19 protein-coding genes are annotated in these 23455 nt (G+C 71.3%); 8 read left to right on the top strand and 11 right to left on the bottom strand.

Features of this window, described 5'->3' with window-relative positions:
• The first annotated feature begins 580 nt into the window (after positions 1-580).
• The 3 genes from IOE58_RS04740 to IOE58_RS04730 all read left to right on the top strand — a co-directional run bounded on the left by IOE58_RS04740 (position 581) and on the right by IOE58_RS04730 (position 3743).
• Positions 581-1516: a C40 family peptidase gene (locus IOE58_RS04740; protein ID WP_348981870.1), complete on the top strand. Its 936-nt coding sequence runs from the start codon at positions 581-583 to the stop codon at positions 1514-1516.
• A 216-nt stretch (positions 1517-1732) separates the two neighbouring features.
• The gene (locus IOE58_RS04735; protein WP_193865264.1) at positions 1733-3142 is read left to right on the top strand and encodes a beta-N-acetylhexosaminidase; all 1410 of its coding nucleotides are present in this window, start codon (positions 1733-1735) and stop codon (positions 3140-3142) included.
• A gap of 1 nt (position 3143) precedes the next feature.
• Positions 3144-3743 (top strand): LytR C-terminal domain-containing protein, encoded by a 600-nt coding sequence (locus IOE58_RS04730; RefSeq protein ID WP_193865263.1) that lies wholly within the window; start codon positions 3144-3146, stop codon positions 3741-3743.
• A gap of 57 nt (positions 3744-3800) precedes the next feature.
• Here IOE58_RS04730 and IOE58_RS04725 read toward each other — a convergent pair whose 3' ends face one another.
• On the bottom strand, positions 3801-5747 hold the full coding sequence (locus IOE58_RS04725; protein ID WP_259890768.1) for an Ig-like domain-containing protein: 1947 nt from the start codon (positions 5745-5747) through the stop codon (positions 3801-3803).
• 64 nt (positions 5748-5811) lie between these two features.
• Between IOE58_RS04725 and IOE58_RS04720 the strand changes: the two genes are divergently transcribed.
• Positions 5812-7311, top strand: coding sequence for a phosphotransferase (locus IOE58_RS04720; RefSeq protein ID WP_193865262.1), 1500 nt, complete (start codon positions 5812-5814; stop codon positions 7309-7311).
• Here the strand turns inward: IOE58_RS04720 and IOE58_RS04715 are convergent.
• Positions 7274-7783: a hypothetical protein gene (locus IOE58_RS04715; protein WP_193865261.1), complete on the bottom strand. Its 510-nt coding sequence runs from the start codon at positions 7781-7783 to the stop codon at positions 7274-7276. The two genes, IOE58_RS04720 and IOE58_RS04715, sit on opposite strands and share 38 nt — an antisense overlap.
• A gap of 147 nt (positions 7784-7930) precedes the next feature.
• Positions 7931-11320: an ATP-binding protein gene (locus IOE58_RS04710; protein WP_193865260.1), complete on the bottom strand. Its 3390-nt coding sequence runs from the start codon at positions 11318-11320 to the stop codon at positions 7931-7933.
• Between the two features lie 153 nt (positions 11321-11473).
• Here IOE58_RS04710 and IOE58_RS04705 point away from each other — a divergent pair, with 153 nt between their 5' ends.
• Positions 11474-12523 (top strand): hypothetical protein, encoded by a 1050-nt coding sequence (locus IOE58_RS04705; RefSeq protein ID WP_193865259.1) that lies wholly within the window; start codon positions 11474-11476, stop codon positions 12521-12523.
• Between the two features lie 51 nt (positions 12524-12574).
• On the opposite strand, the gene IOE58_RS04700 is transcribed toward IOE58_RS04705, so the two are convergent.
• The 6 genes from IOE58_RS04700 to IOE58_RS04675 form a co-directional block, all read right to left on the bottom strand.
• Complete coding sequence (locus tag IOE58_RS04700) at positions 12575-14512, bottom strand: SIP domain-containing protein (RefSeq protein ID WP_193865258.1); 1938 nt, start codon at positions 14510-14512, stop codon at positions 12575-12577.
• Between the two features lie 10 nt (positions 14513-14522).
• The gene (locus IOE58_RS04695; protein WP_311199684.1) at positions 14523-15629 is read right to left on the bottom strand and encodes a FecCD family ABC transporter permease; all 1107 of its coding nucleotides are present in this window, start codon (positions 15627-15629) and stop codon (positions 14523-14525) included.
• On the bottom strand, positions 15626-16621 hold the full coding sequence (locus tag IOE58_RS04690) for a FecCD family ABC transporter permease (protein ID WP_193865257.1): 996 nt from the start codon (positions 16619-16621) through the stop codon (positions 15626-15628). The genes IOE58_RS04695 and IOE58_RS04690 overlap by 4 nt, the downstream gene beginning before the upstream one ends.
• Position 16622: 1 nt before the next feature.
• Positions 16623-17690, bottom strand: coding sequence for an ABC transporter substrate-binding protein (locus IOE58_RS04685; protein WP_193865256.1), 1068 nt, complete (start codon positions 17688-17690; stop codon positions 16623-16625).
• A 97-nt stretch (positions 17691-17787) separates the two neighbouring features.
• Entirely contained in the window at positions 17788-19167 is a 1380-nt protein-coding gene (locus tag IOE58_RS04680) for a D-serine ammonia-lyase (protein WP_193865372.1), read from the bottom strand.
• Positions 19167-19838: a DUF4194 domain-containing protein gene (locus tag IOE58_RS04675; protein WP_193865255.1), complete on the bottom strand. Its 672-nt coding sequence runs from the start codon at positions 19836-19838 to the stop codon at positions 19167-19169. Before IOE58_RS04675 ends, IOE58_RS04680 begins: the two co-directional genes overlap by 1 nt.
• 227 nt (positions 19839-20065) lie before the next feature.
• On the opposite strand from IOE58_RS04675, the gene IOE58_RS04670 reads away from it, so the two are divergent.
• Entirely contained in the window at positions 20066-20893 is an 828-nt protein-coding gene (locus IOE58_RS04670) for a hypothetical protein (RefSeq protein ID WP_193865254.1), read from the top strand.
• Between the two features lie 105 nt (positions 20894-20998).
• Here the strand turns inward: IOE58_RS04670 and IOE58_RS04665 are convergent, their stop codons facing one another.
• Together IOE58_RS04665 and IOE58_RS04660 are read right to left on the bottom strand one after the other, a co-directional pair.
• On the bottom strand, positions 20999-21229 hold the full coding sequence (locus IOE58_RS04665) for a sulfurtransferase TusA family protein (RefSeq protein WP_193865253.1): 231 nt from the start codon (positions 21227-21229) through the stop codon (positions 20999-21001).
• A gap of 78 nt (positions 21230-21307) precedes the next feature.
• Positions 21308-22378: a YeeE/YedE family protein gene (locus IOE58_RS04660; protein WP_193865252.1), complete on the bottom strand. Its 1071-nt coding sequence runs from the start codon at positions 22376-22378 to the stop codon at positions 21308-21310.
• 107 nt (positions 22379-22485) lie between these two features.
• Between IOE58_RS04660 and IOE58_RS04655 the strand changes: the two genes are divergently transcribed.
• Both IOE58_RS04655 and IOE58_RS04650 read left to right on the top strand, forming a co-directional pair.
• Positions 22486-22857 (top strand): MGMT family protein, encoded by a 372-nt coding sequence (locus IOE58_RS04655; protein WP_396121476.1) that lies wholly within the window; start codon positions 22486-22488, stop codon positions 22855-22857.
• A 141-nt stretch (positions 22858-22998) separates the two neighbouring features.
• On the top strand, positions 22999-23448 hold the full coding sequence (locus IOE58_RS04650) for a hypothetical protein (RefSeq protein ID WP_193865251.1): 450 nt from the start codon (positions 22999-23001) through the stop codon (positions 23446-23448).
• The last annotated feature ends 7 nt before the right edge of the window (positions 23449-23455 follow it).

Below are 23455 nucleotides of genomic sequence, written 5' to 3'. Positions count from 1 at the left end.
GAGCTCACCAGGATCGCCGCCGCATGCCTGGTCGTGACCGCAGCATCAAGCCACCTCGCTGCCGGGCCCGCGCCCCACCGAATGACATCGCTGTAACTAGCACAGCAATGTCCGATTCGCGAGCGCGACACGTCGAAAACTTGTGCAAACGAGCAAAACTTTGACAAAGAGCCAGGCCTGTGCATGCAAACTGCCCTGTTCAGGCCGCTGACCTGCACTTACATTGGTGCCGGTGCCGCTCGTACCTGGGGCACTGACCGGGGCGCCGCCAACCCGTCACCGGCTCGGTCGCTTCCTCCACTTCCCTGGGTGACGGGCACCTGTCCCGCAGCGCATGCCGTCGCGGGTCGCGTGTGGCGACGGAGAAAGAGATATCCGGACATGATCCGTACCGTCCCCCGCGGCACGCACCGGGCTCCCGGTGCCGCCGTGATCGACTACCGGGGCCTCGCCGCTCCTGTCGGGCGTGGTGTGGGAGGTGCCGCCCTGCTGGGTGCGGCCCCCGCCACCGCCGCTCTGCAGGGAGCCGAATCGGCTCGCGCACAGGCCCCCGCCCCGGCCGCGCTCGGAAGCATCAACGGTGCTGCCGCAGCCGCTCCGGTCACCCTCCCCGCCGTGGCCCCGCGGCCCCGACCAGTTCGCCGGCGTCAAGCTGCGTACTGGCTCCCGTGGCGCAGCGGTGGAGCATCTGCAGACCCTGCTCAATCAGCGCGGTGCGTCGATCGCGGTCGACGGCGTCTTCGGACGCAACACCGCCAGTGCTGTGCGCGCCCTGCAGTCCGCTGCCGGGATCGGCGTGGACGCCGTGGGGGGCCCGAAGACCTGGGACGCCCTGGCGGGCAACATCCAGATCTCCTCGAGCGCTCCTGCCCCGGCCGCCTCGGCGGCCTCCTCGCAGCCGAAGCTGCGTCAGGGCAGCCGCGGCGATGCCGTTCGCACCCTCCAGTCCCAGCTCAACGAGCGCGGTGCGTCGATCGCGGTCGACGGCATCTTCGGCAGGGGCACCGCGGCTGCGGTGCGCGCACTGCAGTCCGCTGCCGGCATCGGCGTGGACGCCGTGGTCGGCCCGAAGACCTGGAACGCCCTGTACTCGAACGTGCGTATCAGTGACGCCCCGCCCTCGCGCGACTCCGGGCGTGCTCCGGTCGCCTCGGTGGGCTCGTTCAACGGTCAGGCGATCGTTAATGCGGCCCGGGCCCAGAAGGGCGTGCGCTACACGTGGGGCGGCTCCTCCCCGGCCACCGGGATGGACTGCTCGGGGCTGGTGTACCACGCCTACAACCAGGCCGGCATCAACCTGCCTCGCAAGACCGCCAAGGGCTACACCTTCGGCGGCCGGATCATCTCCCAGGCCGAGGCCCAGCCCGGTGACCTGGTGGCCTTCACCAGCAACAACTACGGTCACATCGGGATCTATGCCGGCAACGGCCGGGTCATCGATGCCTCCAGCTCGCGCGGGCGGGTCATGGAGCGCATGATCTGGAACGCCCCGCACGTGTTCGTCACCTACCGCTGAGCTGAGGCGACGACACCTGAGCACGGCGGCCTGCTCGACGCATGAGCGTCATGGGAAGGAGCAGGGCGACGTGCAGGAGCCCGGTCGGGACACCCCGGCCGGGCTCCTTCATGCCCGGTCACGGCCTCGGTGAGACATCGGAGGTCTTCCCCGCGCCCTGATGTGACGTGGCAGACTTGGGGGATCCACGACCCGCGTCACCCCTCAGGAGAGACCATGCCCGACCCGCTCGCCCTCGTCCCGCTCCCGCAGTCCGTCATCTACTCCCACGGGGTCTGGGAGACGACGGATCCCTGGGCGGGGCTCTCGATCGGCATCAACGAGGACCTGCCTCGCACCGAGTACTCGCTGTCCATCTCCCCCAAGGGTGCGAACCTCTCCGCCGGCAGCGAGGCCGCCCTGGCCGATGGCCGCAACACCTTCGCGCAGATCGTCACCGGCAGCGGCGGCTCCATCCCCTGCGTGACCATCGTGGACCGCCCCAAGCACGCCTGGCGCGGCATGCACCTCGACGTCTCCCGCCATTTCTTCACGGTGCAGGAGGTGGAGACGATGATCGATGCGATGGCCCTGCACCGCCTGAACGTGCTGCACCTGCACCTGACCGACGACCAGGGCTGGCGCATCGAGATCAAGGGATACCCGAAGCTGACCGAGGTGGGCGCCTGGCGCGATCAGAGCCTGGTGGGCCACATGGGCGCCGACGAGGCCGACTGGCAGTACGACGGGGTGCGCCACGGCGGCTTCTACACCCAGGACGACCTGCGCGGCCTGGTGGACTACGCCAGCAAGCGCGGGGTGATGATCGTGCCCGAGGTGGACCTGCCCGGCCACATGCAGGCCGCTGTCGCCGCCTACCCGGAGCTGGGCAACAACCCTGCCCAGCAGATCGGGGTGCGCGAGGTGTGGGGCATCTCCGATCACGTGCTCGGCGTCTCGGACCAGGTGTTCGAGTTCCTGCGCGACGTGCTCACCCAGGTGGCCGACATCTTCCCGGCCCCCTTCTTCCACATCGGCGGGGACGAGTGCCCGACCGTGGAGTGGGAGCGATCCACCGAGGCCCGCACCCGCATGACCGAATGGGGCTACACGCGGGTCTCGGAGATCCAGGGGCGCTTCACCCAGTTCGCGTACGACGTGCTCACCGCGAAGGGCAAGCGCGTGATCGGCTGGGACGAGGTGCTGGAGACCCATCTGCCCGATGACATGGTGATCATGAACTGGCGCCACGGCAACGGGGTGAAGACCTCCACCGAACGCGGCTTCCAGACGGTCATCGCCAACAACGAGCATCTGTACTTCGACCACTACCAGGCCAGGAGCGAGGCAGAGCCCCTGGCGATCGGCGGGCACACCACCGTCAAGGACGTCTACACCGCCGCCTTCTCCCCCCAGAAGCTCAGTGCGGACGAGGAGAAGCTCGTGATCGGCCTGCAGGGCCAGCTGTGGACGGAGTACATCCCCACCCTGGAGCACCTGCAGTACATGGCCTTCCCCCGGATGTGCGCCGTCGCCGAGCGTGCCTGGGGCTCCCCCGAGCAGAGCTGGGAGGAGTTCGAGGAGCGGCTGCGAGGCCACCTTCCCCGACTGGACGCCTTCGGCATCCGGTACCGCCCCCTGGACTGACATGCCGCCCGAGCGTGAGGTCCATCCCTACGGGCGGTCTGCCGACGAGGTCCGCCGTCGTTCGCTGAGGACGCGGCGGACCCGTCGGCTGCGCATCACCCAGCTGATCGTCTTCTCGCTGCTGCTGGTGACGCTGGTGGCCATCGGTGCCTACGCCCTGCGCGAGCTGCGGGAGCCGCCGGCGGAGCCCGGGATGATCGCCCCGAAGACCCTGCGGTACGCGGGCGCGGAGCTGGTGTGCCCGGGCGCCGATGCAGTCCCCCTCTCCCCGACCGAGGTGCAGGTGACGGTGCTCAACGGCACCGGGCGCAGCGGCTTCGCGGGATCGATCACCGCGGATCTGGCTGAACGGGGGTACGCGACCGGGGATCCCGGCAACACCAGTCAGGCCAGCGGGCCGGCCGTCATCGTCCACGGGCCCGAGGGATACCTGGCCGCCCAGTCGCTGCTGGCGCAGGTGCCCGGGGCGCAGCTGCGCATGGACCAGCGGGAGGGAACCGGAGTGGACCTGCTGCTGGGCGACGGCTTCCCGGGGCTCGCGGCCCCGGAGGCGGCGCAGCAGGCGCTCGAACAGCCGGTGCAGCCACCCGAGGGCTGCTGAGTCCGGCGGTGCGCTGACTCCCGTTCGATCCGCCGACGGCTGGGGCCTGCATCCCGATCAGTCCTCCCAGAGGCGGCGGTCCTGCTCCATGCGGACCCCGATCCACATCGCCACCAGCCCGGCGAACAGCAGCAGCAGGACGACCGTCCCGAACACGATGGACGTGTCGCGGGAACCGGGCAGCAGCCCCGCCAGCAGGCTGTTGATGCCGCTGGGGTCGGTGCGGGGCTGCCCGCTCGCGGCGACGGCCGGATCCACGTCGATGGTCAGGGATGCCTGGGTGGGGATCCCGGTGCTGTCCCACACGATGTAGATGATCGGGGAGGTGCGCCCCACGAACCCGTCCTGCGGGGTGAAGGTGATGGAGCCGTTCCGCGCCACGGTGAACTCCCCTTCCGAGGGGATCACCAGACGCTCCCCGGTGGCGTCCCACAGCTCCCCCAGGTTCGTGGCGGACATGGAGCGGATCTGCACGGACTCCGGCCGCAGGGGCTGGGAGCCGCTGCCTGCGGTGTCGTTGGCCAGCACGTCCACCGTGATCGGCACGCCGGGCGCGGTGCGCTCCTCGTCATCGCGCGCCGTGGCGATCACCGGTGCGACCACCGCGGTCAGGGCCGCCTCCACCGGGTTGTCGGCGTACACGCCCTGCCCGACGATGCCGACCGGGGTGGACTCCCCCCGGAATGCGGCATCCGGCGTCATGGTGATCGTGCGCGCGTCCTCCTCGATCCTCCAGGTGCCCTCCCCCGGCTGGCGCAGCGTCAGCCCGTCGTTGGAGACGATCGCCTCGGCCGAGAGCGGCTCGGGATCGAAGCGGATCGAATCGGCGCGCACGTCCCTGACCCCCACCGTGAGGTCGAAGACCAGCGGCTCACCCGGCGGGGCCGACTGGGTGCGGTCCACCAGGATCGGATAGGCGGTGCTGAGCAGGGCGGGCGCGGCCTGCGCGCCCTCGCCATCGCCGCCCCGGATGCCCATCGGTGCCGCCTGGTCCACCAGCTCGCTCTCCGGGGAGAAGCGCACGGTGGCAGCATCGCGGTCCAGGGTCCAGGTGCCCTGCCCGGGCACCACCACCTCGGTCTCCGAGACAGCCTCGGCGTCATCACCGGGGGGCGGGTCCAGGACCAGGGTGGCGGGATCCACGAACTGCTGGGCCTCGCCCACCGAGTAGACGATGTCCTGGCCGAAGGGCGCCGAATGGTAGAGATCGGAGATCACGGGCACCGTGATCTCGACGCGACCGGTGGCCACCGGCCCGCCCTCCTCGTCGACCACCAGGTAGCGCACCGGATCGGGCTGCCGCCCCAGGCGCACCCCCAGGGGCTCGTAGGTGAGGGTCTCCCCGGACTCGGAGGTCAGCCATCGCCCCTGCTCCGGGATCATCAGACGGCTGCCGTCCCTCGTGGTGGCTGATCCGGGCGGGAGGCCGTCGAGCTGGAGCCGCGTGGCACCGCCCTCGGGGACCTCGTGGCCCAGGGCGACCTCGACCGGCTGCCCCGCCGAGCCGCGCCCCTCGTCGTCGACGGACTCCAGCAGGGCCGGCGTGAGCTGCGCGGGCTCGGAGCGGTGCCCGTGGATGCTCTCGATGGTCAGCGTCACGGGCTGCTCGGCGCCCGTCACACCGGAGTCCGGCGTGAACACCAGGTCACCGCCCACGAGCCCCCACGTGCCCTCGCCGGCCACGGTCAACGTGCGCGCGTCCTCCCCCAGGGACATCCGGGACGTCTGGGCTGCGGGGAGGTCGGTGGGGATGCCGAGCCGGGCCGTCCCGAGATCCAACTCGTCCTGCTGCTGATCCTCCAGCAGCGCGATCAGGGGCATGGCCGTGGCGGCGCCGGGCGCGATGCTGACGGTGCTGGTCTCCAGCGGCAGCTCGAAGGGCCCGCTCTCCCCGATGGCCGAGGCCGGAGCCGCGGGGCCGACCAGCAGCACGGCGCTCATCAGCAGCGTCGCGGCCCGCAGGGACAGGGCGCGACGGCCACCGGACGGCCTGGGCTCGAGCACCCGGCCAGCGTAGCAAGCAGCGCCTCGGGCCCTCCTGCTGCAGCGCACGCCATACAGTGGTCACATGGACGAGCACCGCTCCCCCGCACCTGAGCACTCCCTCGATCTCACCGACCTGCCCCCTCTCGGCGAGCTGCTGCCCTTCCTTGCCGAGCACCTGGCCGCCTGGATGCACTCCCAGCGCTGGTACGCCCACAAGGGGACCGGGGTGCCGACGGTCCGGCTGCTGGGGTGGGCACCCCTGCACGTGGCCGGTGACCATGTGGTGGTGGCCACCGTGATCGGCGCCGGGACCGAGACCGGCAGCGAGGCCCTGTACCAGGTGCCCGTCGTGCTGCGTCGTCCCGGCCAGGGGGCCACCGGCGAGGAAGGGGCGCAGATCGGTGTGCTGGCCGTGCCGGGCGGGCCGCTGCGAGCGGATGACGCCACCCGTGATCCCGACGGTCGCGCCGCCATGCTGCGCATGCTGGCGGCCGGCGCTGACGCAGCGGGACCGGATCTGCGGCTGAGCTCGCGCACCGTGGCCGGTGGCCCGTCGCAGGCCGATGGGGCGGCTGCGCCCGCGCAGGACGACGGAGCGCGCGGCTTGCCCGTCGGACCGGGTGCCTCCTCCCGCCTGCTGTCCGGGGAGCAGTCCAACACCTCGATGATCTTCGAGGCCGAGGGGGCGCGACCGGTGATCGTGAAGCTGTTCCGGGTGCTGCAGGACGGCGAGAACCCTGATGTGGTGCTGCAGGGGGCGCTCACCGATGCCGGCTCCACGCGGGTGCCGCCGGTGGTCGGCGAGACGCACCTGGCCCTGGGCGAGCTGCGGGCGCACGCACTGTTCGCACAGGAGTTCCTGCCGGGCGTGGAGGACGCCTGGCGCACGGCCCTGCGGCAGGCCGTGGCCGGGGAGGACTTCTCCGCTGCGGCCCGCAGGCTGGGCACCGCTCTCGCGGAGGTGCACCGGGACCTGGCCGCCGCGCTCGGCACCGTCCGTACCGATCGGGACGTCGCCGCCGCGATGGTGCAGCAGATGCGGGAGCGGCTGGACGAGGTGGCTTTGCAGGTGGCGGAGGTCGATGAGCACCGTGCTGCTCTCGAGTCCCTCCAGCGAGCGGCGCTGGATGCCTCCTGGCCTGCGATGCAGCGCATCCACGGCGATCTGCACCTGGGCCAGGTGCTGGCCGCGCCGGGACGGGGCTGGGTGCTGTTGGACTTCGAGGGCGAGCCGCTGCGGCCGTTGGCCCAGCGCTCCCGCCCGGACTCCCCGCTGCGGGACGTGGCAGGGATGCTGCGCAGCCTGGACTACGCGGCCGGTGCCGTGGCGCTCGAGCACGACAGGGACGTCACCGACTGGTCGAGCAGGGCCCGGGAGGCGTTCCTGGCCGGGTACACGCAGGGGGCGGGGATCCGCGCGGAGGACGCGTCGCTGCGGGTGCTGCTGGCGGCGTTCGAGGCCGACAAGGCGGTGTACGAGGCGCTGTACGAGGCGCGCAACCGCCCGGACTGGCTGCCGATCCCGCTGGGCGCCCTGGAGCGGATCAGTGCAGCGGCTGCGGCGGCGGGGTCAGCGGGCTGATCGGCGAGGCGGGGCTGGTGGTCCACAGCGGCCGCAGGGAGCCCGGCAGGAAGGGCATGCTGATCGCCCGCACGGCCACTCGCACCCCGATCACCACCTCCAGGCGCACCCCGTCGGGGTCCCGCCACACGACGGTGCGCACGCCGCTGTCCTCGCGGTCGTCCTGACGCGTCAGGCGCAGAGGTGCCACGGCGGAGTCCACGGCGTCCAGGAGGCGCTGCGATCCGCACTCGCTCAGGTCCGGGGAGCGACCTGCGATCAGCAGGGCGCTGACGTGGCACATCGTCTCCAGGCCGTTCCATGCCTCCCCCGAGGGGCGGTCGCGCTGGGGGCGATGGTCCTCGAACGTGCCGAGGCCGGGCTGCTCGTGCAGCAGGGCCTGGGTGGCCGCGGTGAGCAGCTCATGGATGTGGAGATGGGTCTCGTCCTGGGAGGCGATGGCATCGGGCGTCTTCGCCGGCAGAGCTGACATCCGTGTGCCCCTCCCCACGTGTGTCCCGGTCCGTCGATGCTTCCCCGTCCGGCCCGTCGGGCGCGCGCGAAACGGTTGGCGTCCAGGGTAGGCCCGCGGCCGCGATCTGCCGATGGGGAGAACTCCCCATCGGCGACCGCGGACCGCTCACGCGGGGACCGGCACGAACTCGATCGGGGCGACGGAGGAGTAGCGGTCCTGCCGGATCGAGACCACGCCGACCCCCCCGATGAACGGGGCCAGGGCCTGCGGGTTCTTGCCGGGATTGGCGAGCACCACCTGGAATCCGAAGTGACGGAAGGACTCCATCGCGGCGGTGATGAACTTCCCGGCGCCCTTGGAGAAGGCCTCGTCGATGATGATCGGGGCGTAGCGGGGCACGTCCTGCCCGGTACCGGCCAACTGGTAGCGCAGCGCTGCTGCGAGGCAGAAGGTGGCCAGGCGCTCGTTCTGGCCGCCGGAGAGCGGGCCGCCGGACTCGTGGGCGTGGACCACGGTGCCGGCGGCGTCGACCTCCTCGGCGTGGAAGTGGACGTGGCGGCGAACGTCGAGGATCGCGCGGGAGACCTGGTCGTCCTTGGTGCGGGCCGCGGAGATCAGGTCCATCAGGTGGCGCAGGGACAGGAACCGCTGCTCGGCCAGCTCCCGGTCGCGGCTGATGTCGTTCTGGGTGGTGTCCACGACCGCGTCCTCGAGAGCGCGCTTGAACTCGTCCAGCGCCGCCAGGTGCACGGGCCGCATGGACAGCTGCAGGTAGCGCCCCGCGTGGAACTCCACCTGGGCCAGCAGCGCGTTGATGCGCTGCAGCCGCTTGCGAATCTCGGCCGGCTCGCGGGCGATGGCGGTGGCCAGTGCCTGGACGTCGCCGAGGGTGTTGCCGGTGAAGAACTCGAAGAAGCGGTCCTCCACCTCGGGCAGCTTCTCCTCCTCGATGCGCTGCAGGATGGCCAGGAAGTCGTCGGCCGCCTCGAGGCTGGTGTCGGTGTCCCCGGCCTGGGCGGGCCAGCGGCGGGCGAACTCCCGCATGGCCGTGCGCATGTCCTCCTCGGCGCGGGAGGTGCGGCGGGTGAGGTCCATCAGCTCCGCGTCCAGGGTGGCCGAGGCGTCCTTGGTGACCTGGTCGATGGTGGCCAGCACCAGGGTGGGGGCGATCGCGGTGAAGCGCTCGGCGAGCTCCGCCTCCACCTCGGGGGTGAGGGTGCGCTCGGCGAGGCGGGAGCGGGCCTGGGTGAGGCGCTCGGCGGCGCGCTCGGCCTGCTCGCCGAGCTTGCCCGCGGTGCGCACCACGTCGAGCAGCTCCTCGTCGGCATCGGCGATGGCCTGCTCCACGTCGTCGATCTGCCGCGCCAGCTCGGTCAGCGCCGCGGAGCCGTCCTCGGCGGCGCGCACCATGTCGCGCAGGTTGGCGATGCGCCGGGCCACCGAGGCGGCATCGATGTCGTCCCAGGTGACGCCGCTGATGGCCTGGAGTGCGTAGAGGTGCTCGCGGCGGCGACGGCGCGCGGTCTCCACATCGGCGCGGCGGGCCTGGGCCTCGAACAGGGCCTGCTCGGCGCGGGTGCGCTCGGCCTCGAACACGGCGCGCTTGGCACGGTTGTCGAAGCCCAGCACCCATTGGGAGCGGTCGTTGATCTGCCGGTCGGCGTTCTTCTCGTGGCGGGTGGCGGAGTGCTTGATCTGCCCGGAGCGCAGCACCGCGCGAGAGAGGCGGGTGAACTCCTCGAGGGTCTCCGCGCAGGTGTAGTCCATGCGCGAGGCGATCTCGTGGCTGAGCCACACGTGGAACTCCCCGTCCTTGACGTCGAGCTTGGCGGCCAGGGAGCGCTCGTCGATGTTCTTGGCGGGCCGGCGCAGGTCGGTGTTGACGCGGTTGTAGGAGATGCGGCGGCGCAGCTTGGTGCGGTCGATGACCGCGGCCACGTCCCGGTATGCGCGCTCGGGCACCAGGATGGAGCGGGCAAGGCCCCTCAGGGCCTGTTCGGCGGCGGCGGTCCACTCCTCCTCACCGGCGCGCACCTGCAGCAGTTCGGCCGCGAAGGGCAGCTCGGTGGGGGCGATTCCCACCTCGGCGGCGATGTGGTCGCGCAGCGCCACGTCCTCGGAGTACAGGTTGGAGGCGCGAGCGGTGAGGGACTTCAGCTCCTGGCGGGTGTTCTCGAGGGTCGTCGCGAGGTCGCGCACCGCGGCCTCGGCGTCCCAGCGGGCGGCATCGGAGTCCTTCTCCTCGGCCTCGAGCTGCTCGCGGCGGGCGGTGACCTCCCGCTGGAGGGAGAGGAACACGTCCTCGCTGACGGGGGTGCCCAGCTCCACGGTGGCCAGCTGGGCGGCGAACTCGGTGCCGCGCTCGCGGCGCCGTTCCCGCTCCACCTCCAGACCGGCGATCTGCTGCTTCCAGTCGTCGATCTCGCCGCCTCCGGCCCGCTTGCGCTGCTCCTTGAGCTGGGCGAGGTCGGCGCGGGCCTCGGCGACGTCCTGGGTGAGGCGGCGCTGCTGGGCGCCGAGCCGGTCGCGCTCGAGCTGGAGGCGCTGCTCCTCATCCCCCAGCAGGCGCACCAGGTGCTGGGCGGCGTACACGTCGATGTCGGAGCGGCGGTCCACCAGTTCGCCGCCGCGGGTGCGCATGGCGGTCCATGCCTCGTGGTTCTCCCGCAGCCCCCGCAGCAGGTCGCGCTGCTCACGGGCGGTCACCAGCGCCTCGTACACCTCGGAGAGGTTGTGGAAGTTCGCCAGCGCCTGATCGGCCAGCTCGAAGGTGCGGGGGGCATCCAACATGTAGTCGCGCAGCAGGGCGTTGACGTCACCGAGCTCCTTGGCGGACTGGATCTTGTGCAGCAGCCCCAGGGCCTTCTCGTCGGGGATGCCCAGCAGCTGGCAGAACGCGGCGCGGTACTCGCGGAACTGGCGGAAGGTCTCGGTGCCCGGGTGGGCTGCCTCCAGGGACTTGCCCTCGATCTGGGTGGAGACGAACTGGCGCAGGTCGCTCACGTCCAGGGGCGTGCGGGCGATGACGTACAGGCTCTTGACGTCCGAGTCGGAGGTGTGCCCGGCGTGCAGCAGCAGCAGGCGGGACAGCTGCACGGTGCCGCCCTGGCCGTCGGAGTAGCGCAGCGTGATCACGGACAGGGTGGTCTTCTCGCGCAGCACCTCCTGGCTGAACTCACCGGTGGCCTGGTCGTAGTGCATGGCCCATGCGCCGCGCACGTAGCTGGCCACCGTGCGGCGGTACTTGGAGCGGGCCGGGCCCGCATCGGAGGCGGCGGCGTTGAACTGCAGGGTGCGCGGCGGCGTGAGCAGGGCGCTGATGGCGTCCAGGAGCGTGGACTTGCCGGTGCCGGGGCCACCGGTGAGGAAGAAGCCCTTGGGGGAGATCGCCAGGTCGTGGGTGCCGTGGAAGGTGCCCCAGTTGGAGACCTGGACGTGGGTGAGGCGCCACTGGCCGGGGTGCGGGTGCTCGGGGTCGCGCACGATGGCGTCGGCAGGGGCGTCCTGGCCTGCGCTCACGCCGGGCAGGTCGAGGGTCTCAGCGGTGGATTCCACCCCGGTAGGCTACCGGGCCGGCGGTTGTGAGGTCGGCCCGCGATCATCAAGACCAGTGGACGAACCCTCAGGCAAACCGGGAAGAACAGACTCCTATCCCCAATCCGCGGTTGTTGGTCGCGCTGCCCTGATGAGTCGCTTACGGTCGTGGCCATGAGCAAGCCCCCACAGATGAGCGCTCGCGCGCGCCTGCATCGCCATCGGAAGTCCCTCGCCTTCGGAACGCTCCTGATCGGGTTCGTCCTTCTGATCGGCGTGGCAGGGTGGTTCCTGATGCGTGCGGGCGGAGAGACCGACGCGGCAACCCAACTGGCAGGAGCACTGTTCCTGATGGTGTTCGCCGGCGGATCCCTGGGCGTCGTCGGGTTCGTGCTCCTCACAGTGGGGCTGCTGGGCGAGCGCAAGGCGAACAAGGTGAACCGCGTCGACTGGGCTCTCGCCGAAAGACTGGCGAACCACTGCGAAGCACTTCTGCAGGAACCTCCGCACATCGCCTACGTCGCGGAGAACGTCCAGGAGTTCACCCCGCACCGCCTGATCGAAGTCGAGAGACACTTCGACGAGCGCACCGCGGGTGACGCGAGGGGGGCGGCCATGCACCAGTTCTCCATGTTCGGATCGGCGGTGTCCGTGAGCCAGGCTGCGGGGAAGAAATCTGCGCTGACCGTCGGCGGATTCTCCGGAGCAGTCCGCGGACTATCGGATCTGCATCTCACGCTCGCTGCGACAACACGCCGTGACCTCATGGGGGATGCCCTGTTCGCGCTCTTCGAGACACGGGGCAGCGGAGGTCAACCGGATACGCTCCGCGTCACCGCGCTCTCGAACGGCGCGGTTCGCGATTGGATGCAGACTCTGGTCCATCAAACAGCGAACACATTCGGCATGGACACACACACCGGTGTGACCATCTCAGCCTATGCGGATCGGATCGCTGCACACTTCGCTCCGTCGGACGTCTCATATCTTTCCGACCGCTTGCATCTGATCGCCTCCCAGACCGCACGAGGAGATCAAACGACACCGCTCGTGATCCGTGGTATCCCTTCGGGCCGCGGTGCGATCGTCGCGACGAGCGCGCAGATCGATGGCCCGGATCAGGAAAGTCTTCGCGTGTTCCCGACGCGCTTCCCGGCGCTATGGGGCAACCGAGTGGGGACAGCCATCGCCGGAGACGGTCCCCGGGCCGAACTGTCCGCTTGAAACCTGAGCGCGACACACTCCGCAGCCTTTTGCCAGCAGCCCTTCGACTGGTCACATCTCCGGGCGGCCCTGACGCCAGTACCCCATGAAGGAGACCTGCCGCCGGTCGATGCCCAGTTCGGAGACCAGGTGGCGCCGCAGGCCCTTGATCACGCCGGCCTCCCCTGCCAGCCAGGCGTAGAAGGAGCCCTGACCCACGGTGGTCTCCCACAGGATGGTGGCATCGATGTCCACGTCCTCCAGCTCGGGATTCGCGGGATCCCCTCCCCCGCCCTGCTCGCGGAAGGCCTGCGCGTTCTCACACATGAGCCGACGCACCGCGGCATCCAGCAGCTCCCCGTGCGGGGCATCGCCGCGGACCAGCCAGGTGACCTGCACCCCGGAGCGGGTGAGCACCTGCTGCTGGTCGGACTCATGGCCCACCTCGATCACGGCGTGCCCGCTCATGGAGGGCGGCAGAGCCTCCAGGATGGAGCAGATCGCGGGCGCGGCGGTCTCGTCGCCGGCCAGCAGCAGGGTGCGGGCCGTGCCGGGGCGGAACTCGATTCCTCCGTACTCCGCATCGACCAGGTGCCGGTTCGGTCCCAGCACGTCGATCCGGTCGCCGACGGCGGCCTGCTGCGCCCAGCGTGCGGCGACCCCACGCCCGGGCCGCTGCTCCGGTTCGAGGTGGAGCACCATGTCCACGTCGAGCTCGGGGTGCTCGGTGAGGTTGCCGGGGTGGCCGGCGCCGCGCTGCTCGCGCACGGTGTAGGTGCGCAGCCATCCGCGGTCCTCGGGGTCGATCTGCAGCCACGTCCGGTACCAGTCGGTGGCCTGTGCAGGGTCCAGCTGCCCGCCGGGGCGGATCGAGGCGAAATGATCGGCCGACGGCCGGGGGCCGGGCACGATCAGCTTGATCCGCAGGTCCAGGGGGTGGCCGCCGGTGCCGAAGTGGATCAGTTCGGGTGAGGCGAAGGTGATCCGCACCAGGTTCTCGCCGAGAGGGCGCACTGCGGCGACGGTGAGGTCGAAGGCCAGCTGGGGGCTGTGCTCCAGCGCGGGCACCGTCACGGGTGAGGGGGCGGCAGTCTCGATGGTGGTCATGGCGTCCTCCGGTTCGGGGTCGACGAGGGGGTCAGGGGCATCGGTGGGAGCGGCCTGGGGCGGGCGGTGCGCGTCGGCTCCGCTTTCCTGTCCGGGCCGGGACTCGCCCAGTTCAGGCCGGGGGTCGAGCCCCAGGGGCAGCACCATCGGGGTGCCGGTGACGGGGTCGGGCAGCACCCGGGAGTCCAGGGCGAACACCTCGTGCACCATCTGCTCGGTGATCACGCGATCCGGGGTGCCCTGGGAGTGGATCTCGCCGCGGCGCACGGCCACCAGGTGATCGGCGTAGCGGGCGGCGAGGTTGAGATCGTGCAGCACGATGCCCACGGTGGTGCCGCGCTGCCGGTTGAGATCGCGGACGACGTCCAGCACCTCCAGCTGATGGGTGACGTCCAGGAAGGTGGTGGGCTCGTCCAGCAGCAGCACCTCGGTCTGCTGGGCCAGCGCCATCGCGATCCACACCCGTTGGCGCTGGCCACCGGAGAGCTCCTCGACCAGCCGGTCCTGCAGCTCATCGGTGCGGGTGGCGGCGAGCGCCTCGGTCACGGCCTGCTCGTCCTCAGCGGTCCATTGCTGGAACAGGCCCTGGTGCGGGAACCGGCCACGGGCCACCAGGTCCCGCACGCTCACCCCGTCGGGCGCGATGGGGCTCTGAGGCAGCAGGCCCAGTCGACGGGCCAGCTCCTTGCCGCGCAGCGCACGGAGGTCCTCACCGTCCAGGAGCACGGTGCCGGATCGGGGTGGGAGCAGGCGCGAGAGTCCCCGGAGCAGGGTCGACTTCCCCGAGCCGTTGGCCCCCACGATGATCGTGATGCGTCCTTCGGGCAGTGTCAGGTCCAGGTCGCGCACCACGTCACGGCGTTCGTAGCCCAGGTGCAGGCTGCGCGCTTCGATCAGGGCCATGGCGGGAGTGTCACCTCTCGTCTCGGGAGCCGGGGGTGCGGGTGAGCATCCACAGCAGGAACGGGGCACCCAGTGCGCCGGTGATCACACCGGCCGGCAGTGCGGTGCTGGGAACGGCGTTCTGACCGACGACGTCGGCGAGCAGCACGATCGCGGCCCCCATCGCGGCGGCCAGGGGGAAGCTGGGGCGGCCCAGCAGCATCCGCGCGAGGGGGCCCGCGAGGAATGCGACGAAGGACAGCGGCCCGGTGACGGCGACGGTGAGGGCCGACAGGGTGACGCCCACCAGGATCAGGCCGATGCGGGTGCGGGGCACCGACAGGCCGAGGCCGGTGGCCATGTCGTCGCCCAGCTGCAGGATCCGCAGCCGTGTCACCAGCACCATCAGCACCGGGACCAGGACCGCGAGGGCGAGGGCGAGCACGCGGGCGCGCTCCCAGGTGGAGGTGCTGAGCGAGCCGATCATCCAGTGCATCACGTCGCCGGCGGAGCGGGTACTGATGCGGGTGAGCAGGTAGCTGATCAGGGAATTGAGCGCTGCACCCACGCCGATGCCGACCAGCACGAAGCGGTTGTCCACAGCGCCGGCGGCTCCGGCGCGACCAGCTCCGGCGACCAGCAGGATCAGCACGGCCGTCCCCAGGCCGCCCAGCAGGGCGCTCCAGAACAGGGCGGCGCCGGTGGCTCCGAACACGGTCATCGCCACCACCGTCCCGGCGGAGGCCCCCAGGGTCACGCCGATCACGTCGGGGCTGGCCAGGGGATTGCGCAGCAGGGTCTGGAAGATGGTGCCGGACAGCCCGAAGGCGATCCCCGCCAGCACCGCGACCACGGCGGCGGGCAGGCGTGAGTCCATCACGATGAAGGAGATGCCGGGGACCTGCTCGCCGCTCAGCACGGCGAGGGCCTGGCCGGCGGTTACCACGGGGGTGCCCAGCAGAACCCGGGCCGCCATCGCGACCAGCACCAGGAGGGTGATCGCGCACAGGGTCCCGGCAGCGCGCCGACGGTCCCGACCGGGGCCGCGCGTGGGCGTGGCACGGCGGGCGGACGGGGCCCGGACAGGACCGGCGGCAGAAGACGGGGCACGGACGGGGCCGGCGGCAGGTCGCGTCACAGCCCCACCTGCCTGCGGGTGCGGATCAGCGCGATGAACACGGGCACGCCGATCAGGGCGGTCATCACGCCCACCTGGACCTCCGCCGGTGGCGCGATCACCCGTCCCACCACATCGGCCACCAGGATCAGCACCGGTCCCATCAGCAGTGCGACCGGCATGATCCGCCGGTAGTCCCCGCCGACGACCAGACGGGCGGCATGCGGCACCACCAGGCCCAGGAACCCGACCGGGCCGGCGAGCGCGACCGCCGCCCCGCACAGCAGCACGATCGCCGCTCCCAGCACTACGCGGGAGCGCGCGACATGGACCCCCAGGCCGACGGCGGCATCGTCCCCGAGCGCGAGGGCGTTGAGGGTCCCGGTGGCCAGCAGCACGATCACCACGCCCAGCGCCATGAACACGCCGACCGTGGCGATGTCGCCGAGACCGCGGGCGCCCAGGGTGCCCACCTGCCAGAACCGGAGACGATCCAGGGACTCCTGGTCCAGCAGGACCAGGGCATTGACCAGGGATCCCAGACCGGCGGTGAGAGCGGCGCCCGCCAGGGCGAGCTTGACGGGGGTGGCGCCGTCGCGTCCCAGGGACGCGACGGCGTACACCAGCGCCGTGCCGATCGCGGCGCCCACGAAAGCGAAGGCCATGAACTCCACGACCCTGGAGATGGACAGCGCGTAGATGCCCACGACCACGGCCGCGGCCGCGCCCGCGTTCAGGCCCAGGATCCCGGGATCCGCCAGCGGGTTGCGAGTCATCCCCTGCATCGCGGCACCTGCTGCGGCCAGGGAGGCCCCGACGGCGATGCCGGCCAGGGTGCGGTCCACACGGGCGCGCACCACCACGTGGTCGGTGACGGCGGGGTCGAAGGCGGTCAGGGCCTGCCAGGCCGCGGAGGGATCCACGCTGCGGGCGCCGACCAGCACGGACAGTGCGGCCGCGGCCAGCACGGCGAGCACTCCGCCGGTGACCGCGAGCAGCGGCGTACGGCGCATCTCAGCCCTGGGCGGCCTGGACGGCGTCCAGCACCGAGGGCACGACGTTCTGGATCGCCCACGGCAGGCTGAGCGCGCTCGCGGCGGAGATCGAGAGGGTCTGGTGGTCGTCGGCGGTGAGCACCATGCTGCCGCGGGCCACGGCCGGGATCTGGGCGAACAGTGCGTGGTCCTGGAAGCTCTCCACGGTGGAGCCTGCTGCGGCCCAGGTGTAGAAGATGTCGGAGTCCAGCTCGTCGGCCCGCTCGGCGGACCACGAGAGCATGAAGGTGGACTCGTCCTGCGTGTTCTCGGTGACCACCGGGGCCTGCGTCATCCCGAGTGCGGTGAAGAACCGGGGGCGGGTGTCACCGGCGGTGTACAGGGTGATGGTGTCGTCGGTCAGGCCGAGCGTGCCGGCGATGAAGGTGGACTCCTGCACCTGGGGGTTCTCCTCCCCCACGGCGGCCAGCGCGCCGGTGACCTCGTCGATCACCTGCTGTGCCGCATCTGCGCGCCCGGTGGCCTGGCCGATCGCGGTGATCGCCTCCTGCCAGGAGGTGGTGTAGTTCGGGGCGATCGGGCCGATGGTGGGGGCGATGCGGCTCAGCTGCTCGTACTCGTCCTGGGTCAGCCCCGAGTAGGCGGCGATGATCAGATCGGGGGTGAGGGCGGCGATCTCGTCGGCGGGGATGCCGTCGGCCTCGGAGTAGGTGGTCGGGGCGCTCTGGCTTCCCCAGGCGGCGCCGAGCTCCTCGAGCTTCGCATCGGCCCAGTCGGTGGACTGGTTGTCGTTGCCGCCCCATTCGACGGCGGGCATCCCGACCGGCACGATGCCCAGCGCCAGCACGCTGTCCCCGTTGACCCAGGAGACCGTGGCGATGCGCTGCGGCTGGGCGGCGACCTCCGTCTGCCCGTACAGGTGAGTCACGGCGACGGGGAACGCGCCGGGATCGGCGGAGCCCTGCCCGGACCCCCCGTCGGAGGTGCCCGTACCGGCGCTGTCACCGTCCTGGCCGGTGGAGCCACAGGCGGAGAGCGCGGGCAGGGCGAGTGCGGTCAGGGCGAGGGTGCGGCGGGAGATCTTCACGCGGGGCCTTCCGGACAGAACCACCACGGCGGTGGTTAGGTAAGCCTCACCTTATTACGCAACGCCGTTGGTGCACAATTGATGTCCGGTGGGGCTGTCAGGCGTAGAAGATCCCCTGCGCCGCTCTGCCCTGCTGCAGGTAGCCGTTCATCTCGTCCTCGGGCACCATGCTCCCGCCGGTCGACCACACGATGTGATGGGCGCGGGCCATGGAGCGCGCGTCGAGCCCGCGCGCCTCGCGGTAGGCGGCGTCGGCCATCACTCGCCAGGGGCCGATCGCGCCCGCGGTCGCGGACGGCTCCACACGCCATCCGTGAGTCTCGTCCAGCACGCTCACCAGCGCGGCCATCCGCTCGTCGGCGACGGTGACGAAGCCGTCGATCATCCCGCCGATCTGCTCGCCCACCAACCGGGAGGGCCGTGCGACGGCCAGACCGTCGGCGATGGTGCTGCCGCTGAGGCCGATGTCCTGGACGCTCACCTCGCTGTGCAGGCCCGTGCGCACTCCCAGCACCATGGAGGGCGCCGATGTGGGCTCCATGAAGATGCAGTGGACGTGATCGCCGAACACCTGCTTCAGCCCGTACGTGACCCCTCCCGGTCCCCCTCCCACTCCGCAGGGCAGGTACACGAACAGCGGGGAGGACTCATCGATCGTCACCTCGAGGGCGGCGAGCTGACCGGCCAGACGGCGAGCGGCCACGGCATAGCCGGCGAAGAGGCTCAGGGAGGACTCGTCGTCCACGAAGTGGGTCAGGGGGTCGGCCCCGGCGGCGGTGCGCCCCGCCGCGACCGCGGCGCTGAAGTCCCCCGCGTGCTCGACGACCTCCACTCCCCTGCTGCGCAGCATGTCCTTCTTCCAGGGGCGCGCATCGGTGGACATGTGCACGGTGGCGCGAAGACCGAACTCGGCGGCGAGCAGCCCGATCGACAGCCCCAGGTTGCCGGTCGAGCCCACCGCGATGCCGTGCTGGTGCAGCGTCCTCGCCGTGGCAGGGTCCCTCAGCGCCCTCACACCCGCAGCACCCTCCGACCGGTGCCCATCGCTCCCGGCCGCACCGAGCTGCTCGGACTCGACGATGCCCTCCACCACCTGCAGCACCTCGTGGAAACCGCCGCGCGCCTTGATCGACCCGCTGACGGGCAGGGTGTCATCGCGCTTGACCCAGAGGGTCCCCGGGAGCTCGGCGCCGAGCAGCTCGCCCATCCGGGACTGCAGGGCGCCTGCTCTCTCCAGGGGCGACTCGATGATCCCGTCGGCCGCGCGGGTCTGCGGGAAGTGATCGGCGAACCAGGGCGCGAAGCGGCGGAAGCGCCGACGGGCATCCTCCACCAGTCCCGCGGGAAGCGAGCAGGCGCCCAGGGACTGTTCGGCCGGGTCCAGCTGCGGGCGGAGCCAGGAGGTCTCCTTCCCGGAGGCGAGGCGCGCCACCAGCGGGTCCTCGAGCTGGGGACCGGTCACGCCGTCGGCACGCATCACGCCTCGGCCGGGTCCTCAGGATCGGTCGCGTCGGCCGGGTCCTCCAGGCCGCCCACCCCCGCCTCCCGGTACAGGGCGATGAACTCGCGGGCCGTGTCCGGGCCGATCATCAGGCGCAGCACCGGGGAGACCTCGTAGTCGTCCCCCTGCTCGTCCAGCAGTCCGGCCCTCTGCACCTTGGCGATCGCGGCCCGCACCTCCTTGGCGAAGCCGGCCTCATCGGTCGAGGTGGTGCGTCGGTAGGCGGCCAGGGCCTGCTGGATCTCGGCCTCGGAGACCACGGTGCGCTGGCCTCGCGAGGACTGGGTGAGCAGCATCTGCCGCAGCACCAGCAGCAGCACAGAGTCCAGGCGGTTCATGCCGGTGAGGCGTCGCAGCAGCTTGGGCGCATCGGGATCGTCCTCGCTCTGGCGCACGAACGCGACCTGCGCGTCGTCGTCGATCACCAGCTCGAGGTACATGTCTGCCAGGCGCGCCTCGATGGCCACCCGGTCGCGCAGCACCTGGGCGTAGCGGCTGCTGTCGCGCCGCCCGTCCACGAAGGGGCCCTGGAGCAGCGCCACGAGCGCACGGCGCGACTCGTCCACCAGGGATCCTGCGGGCGCGGGCGCGTCCTGCTGCTCCGCGGTGGCGTCGTCGTCGGTGTAACGGTGCTCGATGCTGGTCACGAGAGCCCACCCTACCGGCGCGGGCGTCGGCCGATGGAGGGATCCGTACCGGCCCGGCACGTGTGGGGACCCCCCCTGGTGCTGCTCGCGGCGGCGGCTCCCGACCCGCTCGAAGACCAGTACCGGCCAAATCCTCCCCGCTGCGCGAGTTTTCTGGTGGAATCGGGAACGACAGCAGGACCCCGCGGCACCGTCAGGGCCGCGGACCCGGACGCAAGGAGACCGACATGGAATCATTATCGACAGGCGTCATCATCGCCATCGTGGTGGGCGTGCTGCTCCTGCTTCTGCTGATCGCACTCCTGGCCATGGCTGCTTCGAAGCGGAAGCGTGCCGAGGAGGAGCGTCAGCGCGAGCAGGATCGACGCCGTGCCGACGAACTGCGACAGCAGGCGGACAAGGATCGCACCGCCGCTGAGGAGCGGGACCTGCAGGCTCGCGAGTCCCAGATCGAGGCCGATCGCGCACGCCTCGACGCGGAGAAGAAGGCCAAGGCTGCCGAGCAGCAGCGCGTGGACGCCGACAAGCAGCGTCGTCACCTCGACGAGCAGCTCCAGGAGGCGGACCGCCTCGACCCCGGCGGCGCTTCTGACCGCCGAGGTGCGGGTGCCACCGGTGCAGGTGCCGCCGGCGCTGCGGCCGCCCATGACCGGGACCGGGACGGCATCCGCGATGACCATGACCGCCGCGACGATCGCGACGGCGTGGGGCGAGACCGGGACCACGATGGTGTGCGTGATGACCGCGAGCACCACGGTGACCGCGGCGACCTGCGCGACGGGCACCACGACGGATCCCACGCGGGCTCGCATGTCGAGCATCCCGGGCCGGACAGCAACCGCGATGCGGACGGAACGGTCCCCACGGGCTCGGAGCACGGCCGCCGTGCCGCGCGCGAGGACGGCCACCAGCAGCAGGGCCAGTTCCAGCAGGACGGCTACGGCGACGAGGGCCAGTTCCAGCAGCGCGACGGTGGCGCCGACGAGCGCGGCGACGTGATCCGGGAGGCCGACCAGCAGCACCGCCCCGAGGACGGCACCGACCGTCGGATCTGATCCGACCGCAGCCGCCACAGCGACGGGCCGGGAACCGATGATCGGTTCCCGGCCCGTCGGCCGTCAGGAGCGGCTGCAATCAGGTGCCGTGCAGGGCGCCCGCTCTCAGCTGCCCTTGCGCACGGTGATGGTCCAGCCGGCATCGCCGGTGCGGTCGAAGGCGACCACGTCGTGGCCGGCGTCGGCAGCCCACTGCGGGATGGATTCGGTGGCCTGGGTGCAGTCGAAGCCGATCACGAGGTCGTCACCGGCATCGAGCTGCGCGATGGCCTGCTTGGCATCGATGAGGGGGAAGGGGCACACGGCCCCGTTGGTCTCGAGGGTGTAGGTGGCCATGGGGTGTCCTTTCAGGGGTGGGGTTCGATCCAGCGGTCCTTGAGATGCCACCGGTCGGATCCAGAGCTGCAGAGCGGCTCAGGCGACCGGGCTGAGAACAGGGGCGGGTCGAGCGGTGCCGCGGGCTGCGCGCTGGGGCCGTACCAGCAGGAACCAGGCCGCTGCCCAGGTGCCGGCCATGATCGCCACCAGTGACACCCAGCCCTGGTAGCTGAACAGGCTGGTCTCCACCAGGGAGTTGCCGATGGTGCAGCCGCCGGCGAGCGCGGCTCCGATGCCCATCACCACGCCGCCTCCGGCGCTGCGCAGGATGGTGGCCGAGTCCGGGGTGCGCCAGCGGAACTCGCCGGAGAGCTTGGCGGCGGCGAAGGAGCCCACCAGGATTCCCAGCACCAGCATCACCGACCAGTCAACGAGCGTCGCATCCCCGGTGGTGAGGAAGGTGACCGCCTTGGCCGACGGGGTGGTGATCCCCAGGCCGCCGTTGCGGCCGGCGGCCGTGGACAGCACCCAGGCGGCGATGGCGATCAGGCCCAGCAGCACGCCGCCCACCCACGGGCTCCACGGGATGTCGGCGAGGTAGTGGCCCAGGCCCGTGCGGCGCGGCGGCAGGGCAGCGACCTTCCTGCCGCTGCTGCGGCGCAGTTCGCGCACGACGAGCGCACCCACGATCCCGGCGAACACGACGGTGGGCACCCACACGCTCACTCCCAGGGTCTCGTGCACGGTCGCATCGCCCACCGTGCGCGAGCGAGCGGCCTCGGTGAAGCCGCCCAGCGGCCCGTACTTCATGACCGCGGCGAACAGGGCGTAGAAGATCAGGGCGATCCACGAGCCCACCAGGCCCTCTGCCGCTCGGTAGTAGGTGCCCGTGGCGCAGCCGCCCGCCAGGACGATGCCCACGCCGAACAGCAGGCCGCCTCCGATCACGGCCAGGGGGGCGAAGGAGGCGGGCTCCGGAGCGATCACGCCGATGCCGGTGAGCGCTGCGACACCGACCGCCTGGATGGCGATGGCCAGCAGGAACGGCGTGAAGTAGCGGGTGGATCGAGCCAGGTAGAGGTCACGGAAGGCGCCGGTGACGCAGAAGCGTGAGCGCTGGAGCACGTAGCCCAGCGCGGCGCCGAGGAGAAGTCCGGTGATGATCATGGGGCCCGACGCTAACTTATGACTGCCATAAGCAGAACCCATGATGTCGGAGTATGACGAGCTGAAGCCCCTGCCGGATCCGGTGACGCTCGTGCCAGACTTCGGGCATGCCTGCCGCACCGCGAGCCCGGATGGACGAGATCACCGTGGAGCGCGTGCTGCGGGTGGTGGAGCAGGTGCCGCCCGGCAGAGTGGTCGCCTACGGGGAGGTCGGAGCGATCGCCGGGGTGGGGCCGCGCCTGGTGGGTCGCATCATGCGCGAGTGGGGATCCGGGGTGCCGTGGTGGCGGGTCACCAGCGCCTCGGGGGACCACCCCCTGCTGGGACGGGCCCTGCCCCACTGGCAGCAGGAGGGCATCGAGGTCAAGCCCAACGGCTTGGGCTGTCGGATGAAGGAGTACGGGGTCGATGTGGAGGTGCTGCGCGAGCGGGCCGAGCCCCATCTGGCGGAGCTGGGGGAGGAAGGAGCGACCACATGAGTGGGCGCTGCCGCCGGGCCGGCTCTCGGGTGAGCCCGGTTCGCCACGCTGCCGCTGCTGTGGGTTCTCGCCTCGTTCCGCATCCATGTGACCGACCGGGCGATCGTCACTGGGTCGTTCCTGCCAGGATTCACCCGGAGCGTGTACCTGTTCCAGGACATCGACATCAGCACGATCCGAGCATGGAGCAACCTGAGCGCCTTCCTGCGCTCGGCCCGCATCCCAGCACTGATGACCGCTGGCCGGGTCAACCGGGGCTCCCGGCACGGCATCACCTTCCGCGCTCGTCGCGCCGGTGACCTGAGCGGGGGTCAGCTCAGCGAGAACCAGATGACCCGGCACCTCGGCGGGACCACGGAGATCATGAGTGTGACCGGCGGTGCCGAACGCCTGATCCGCAGCATCGCCACGGCCATGCAGGACGCCGGGGCGGCACCGGCCGACGCGATCCTCGCCCAGGCCCTGCCGCCGGGAAGGCTCTCACCCGAGCGCAACTCGCACCTGCAGCAGATCCCCGGATGGCCGGAGCCCAGCGAGGATCTGCAGCCGGAGGCCCAGGAGCAGCTGCGCAGAGCCCTCAGGGGTCGATGACCACCCC

The organism is Brachybacterium epidermidis (genome assembly GCF_015209585.1).
Taxonomy (GTDB): domain Bacteria; phylum Actinomycetota; class Actinomycetes; order Actinomycetales; family Dermabacteraceae; genus Brachybacterium; species Brachybacterium epidermidis.
The sequence above is the reverse complement of the archived record's forward strand: the minus strand, read 5'-3'. Positions and strand labels throughout refer to the sequence as shown.

Excerpts from the sequence above, each read along its gene's own strand:
- IOE58_RS04715 (WP_193865261.1), bottom strand. The coding sequence starts at position 7,783 with ATGTCAGCTCTGCCGGCGAAGACGCCCGATGCCATCGCCTCCCAGGAC.
- IOE58_RS04665 (WP_193865253.1), bottom strand. The coding sequence starts at position 21,229 with ATGGCCACCTACACCCTCGAGACCAACGGGGCCGTGTGCCCCTTCCCC.
- IOE58_RS04655 (WP_396121476.1), top strand. The coding sequence starts at position 22,486 with ATGCCTGCCGCACCGCGAGCCCGGATGGACGAGATCACCGTGGAGCGC.
- IOE58_RS04705 (WP_193865259.1), top strand. The coding sequence starts at position 11,474 with ATGAGCAAGCCCCCACAGATGAGCGCTCGCGCGCGCCTGCATCGCCAT.
- IOE58_RS04660 (WP_193865252.1), bottom strand. The coding sequence starts at position 22,378 with ATGATCATCACCGGACTTCTCCTCGGCGCCGCGCTGGGCTACGTGCTC.
- IOE58_RS04735 (WP_193865264.1), top strand. The coding sequence starts at position 1,733 with ATGCCCGACCCGCTCGCCCTCGTCCCGCTCCCGCAGTCCGTCATCTAC.
- IOE58_RS04700 (WP_193865258.1), bottom strand. The coding sequence starts at position 14,512 with ATGGCCCTGATCGAAGCGCGCAGCCTGCACCTGGGCTACGAACGCCGT.
- IOE58_RS04730 (WP_193865263.1), top strand. The coding sequence starts at position 3,144 with ATGCCGCCCGAGCGTGAGGTCCATCCCTACGGGCGGTCTGCCGACGAG.
- IOE58_RS04720 (WP_193865262.1), top strand. The coding sequence starts at position 5,812 with ATGGACGAGCACCGCTCCCCCGCACCTGAGCACTCCCTCGATCTCACC.
- IOE58_RS04680 (WP_193865372.1), bottom strand. The coding sequence starts at position 19,167 with ATGCGTGCCGACGGCGTGACCGGTCCCCAGCTCGAGGACCCGCTGGTG.
- IOE58_RS04670 (WP_193865254.1), top strand. The coding sequence starts at position 20,066 with ATGGAATCATTATCGACAGGCGTCATCATCGCCATCGTGGTGGGCGTG.
- IOE58_RS04690 (WP_193865257.1), bottom strand. The coding sequence starts at position 16,621 with ATGCGCCGTACGCCGCTGCTCGCGGTCACCGGCGGAGTGCTCGCCGTG.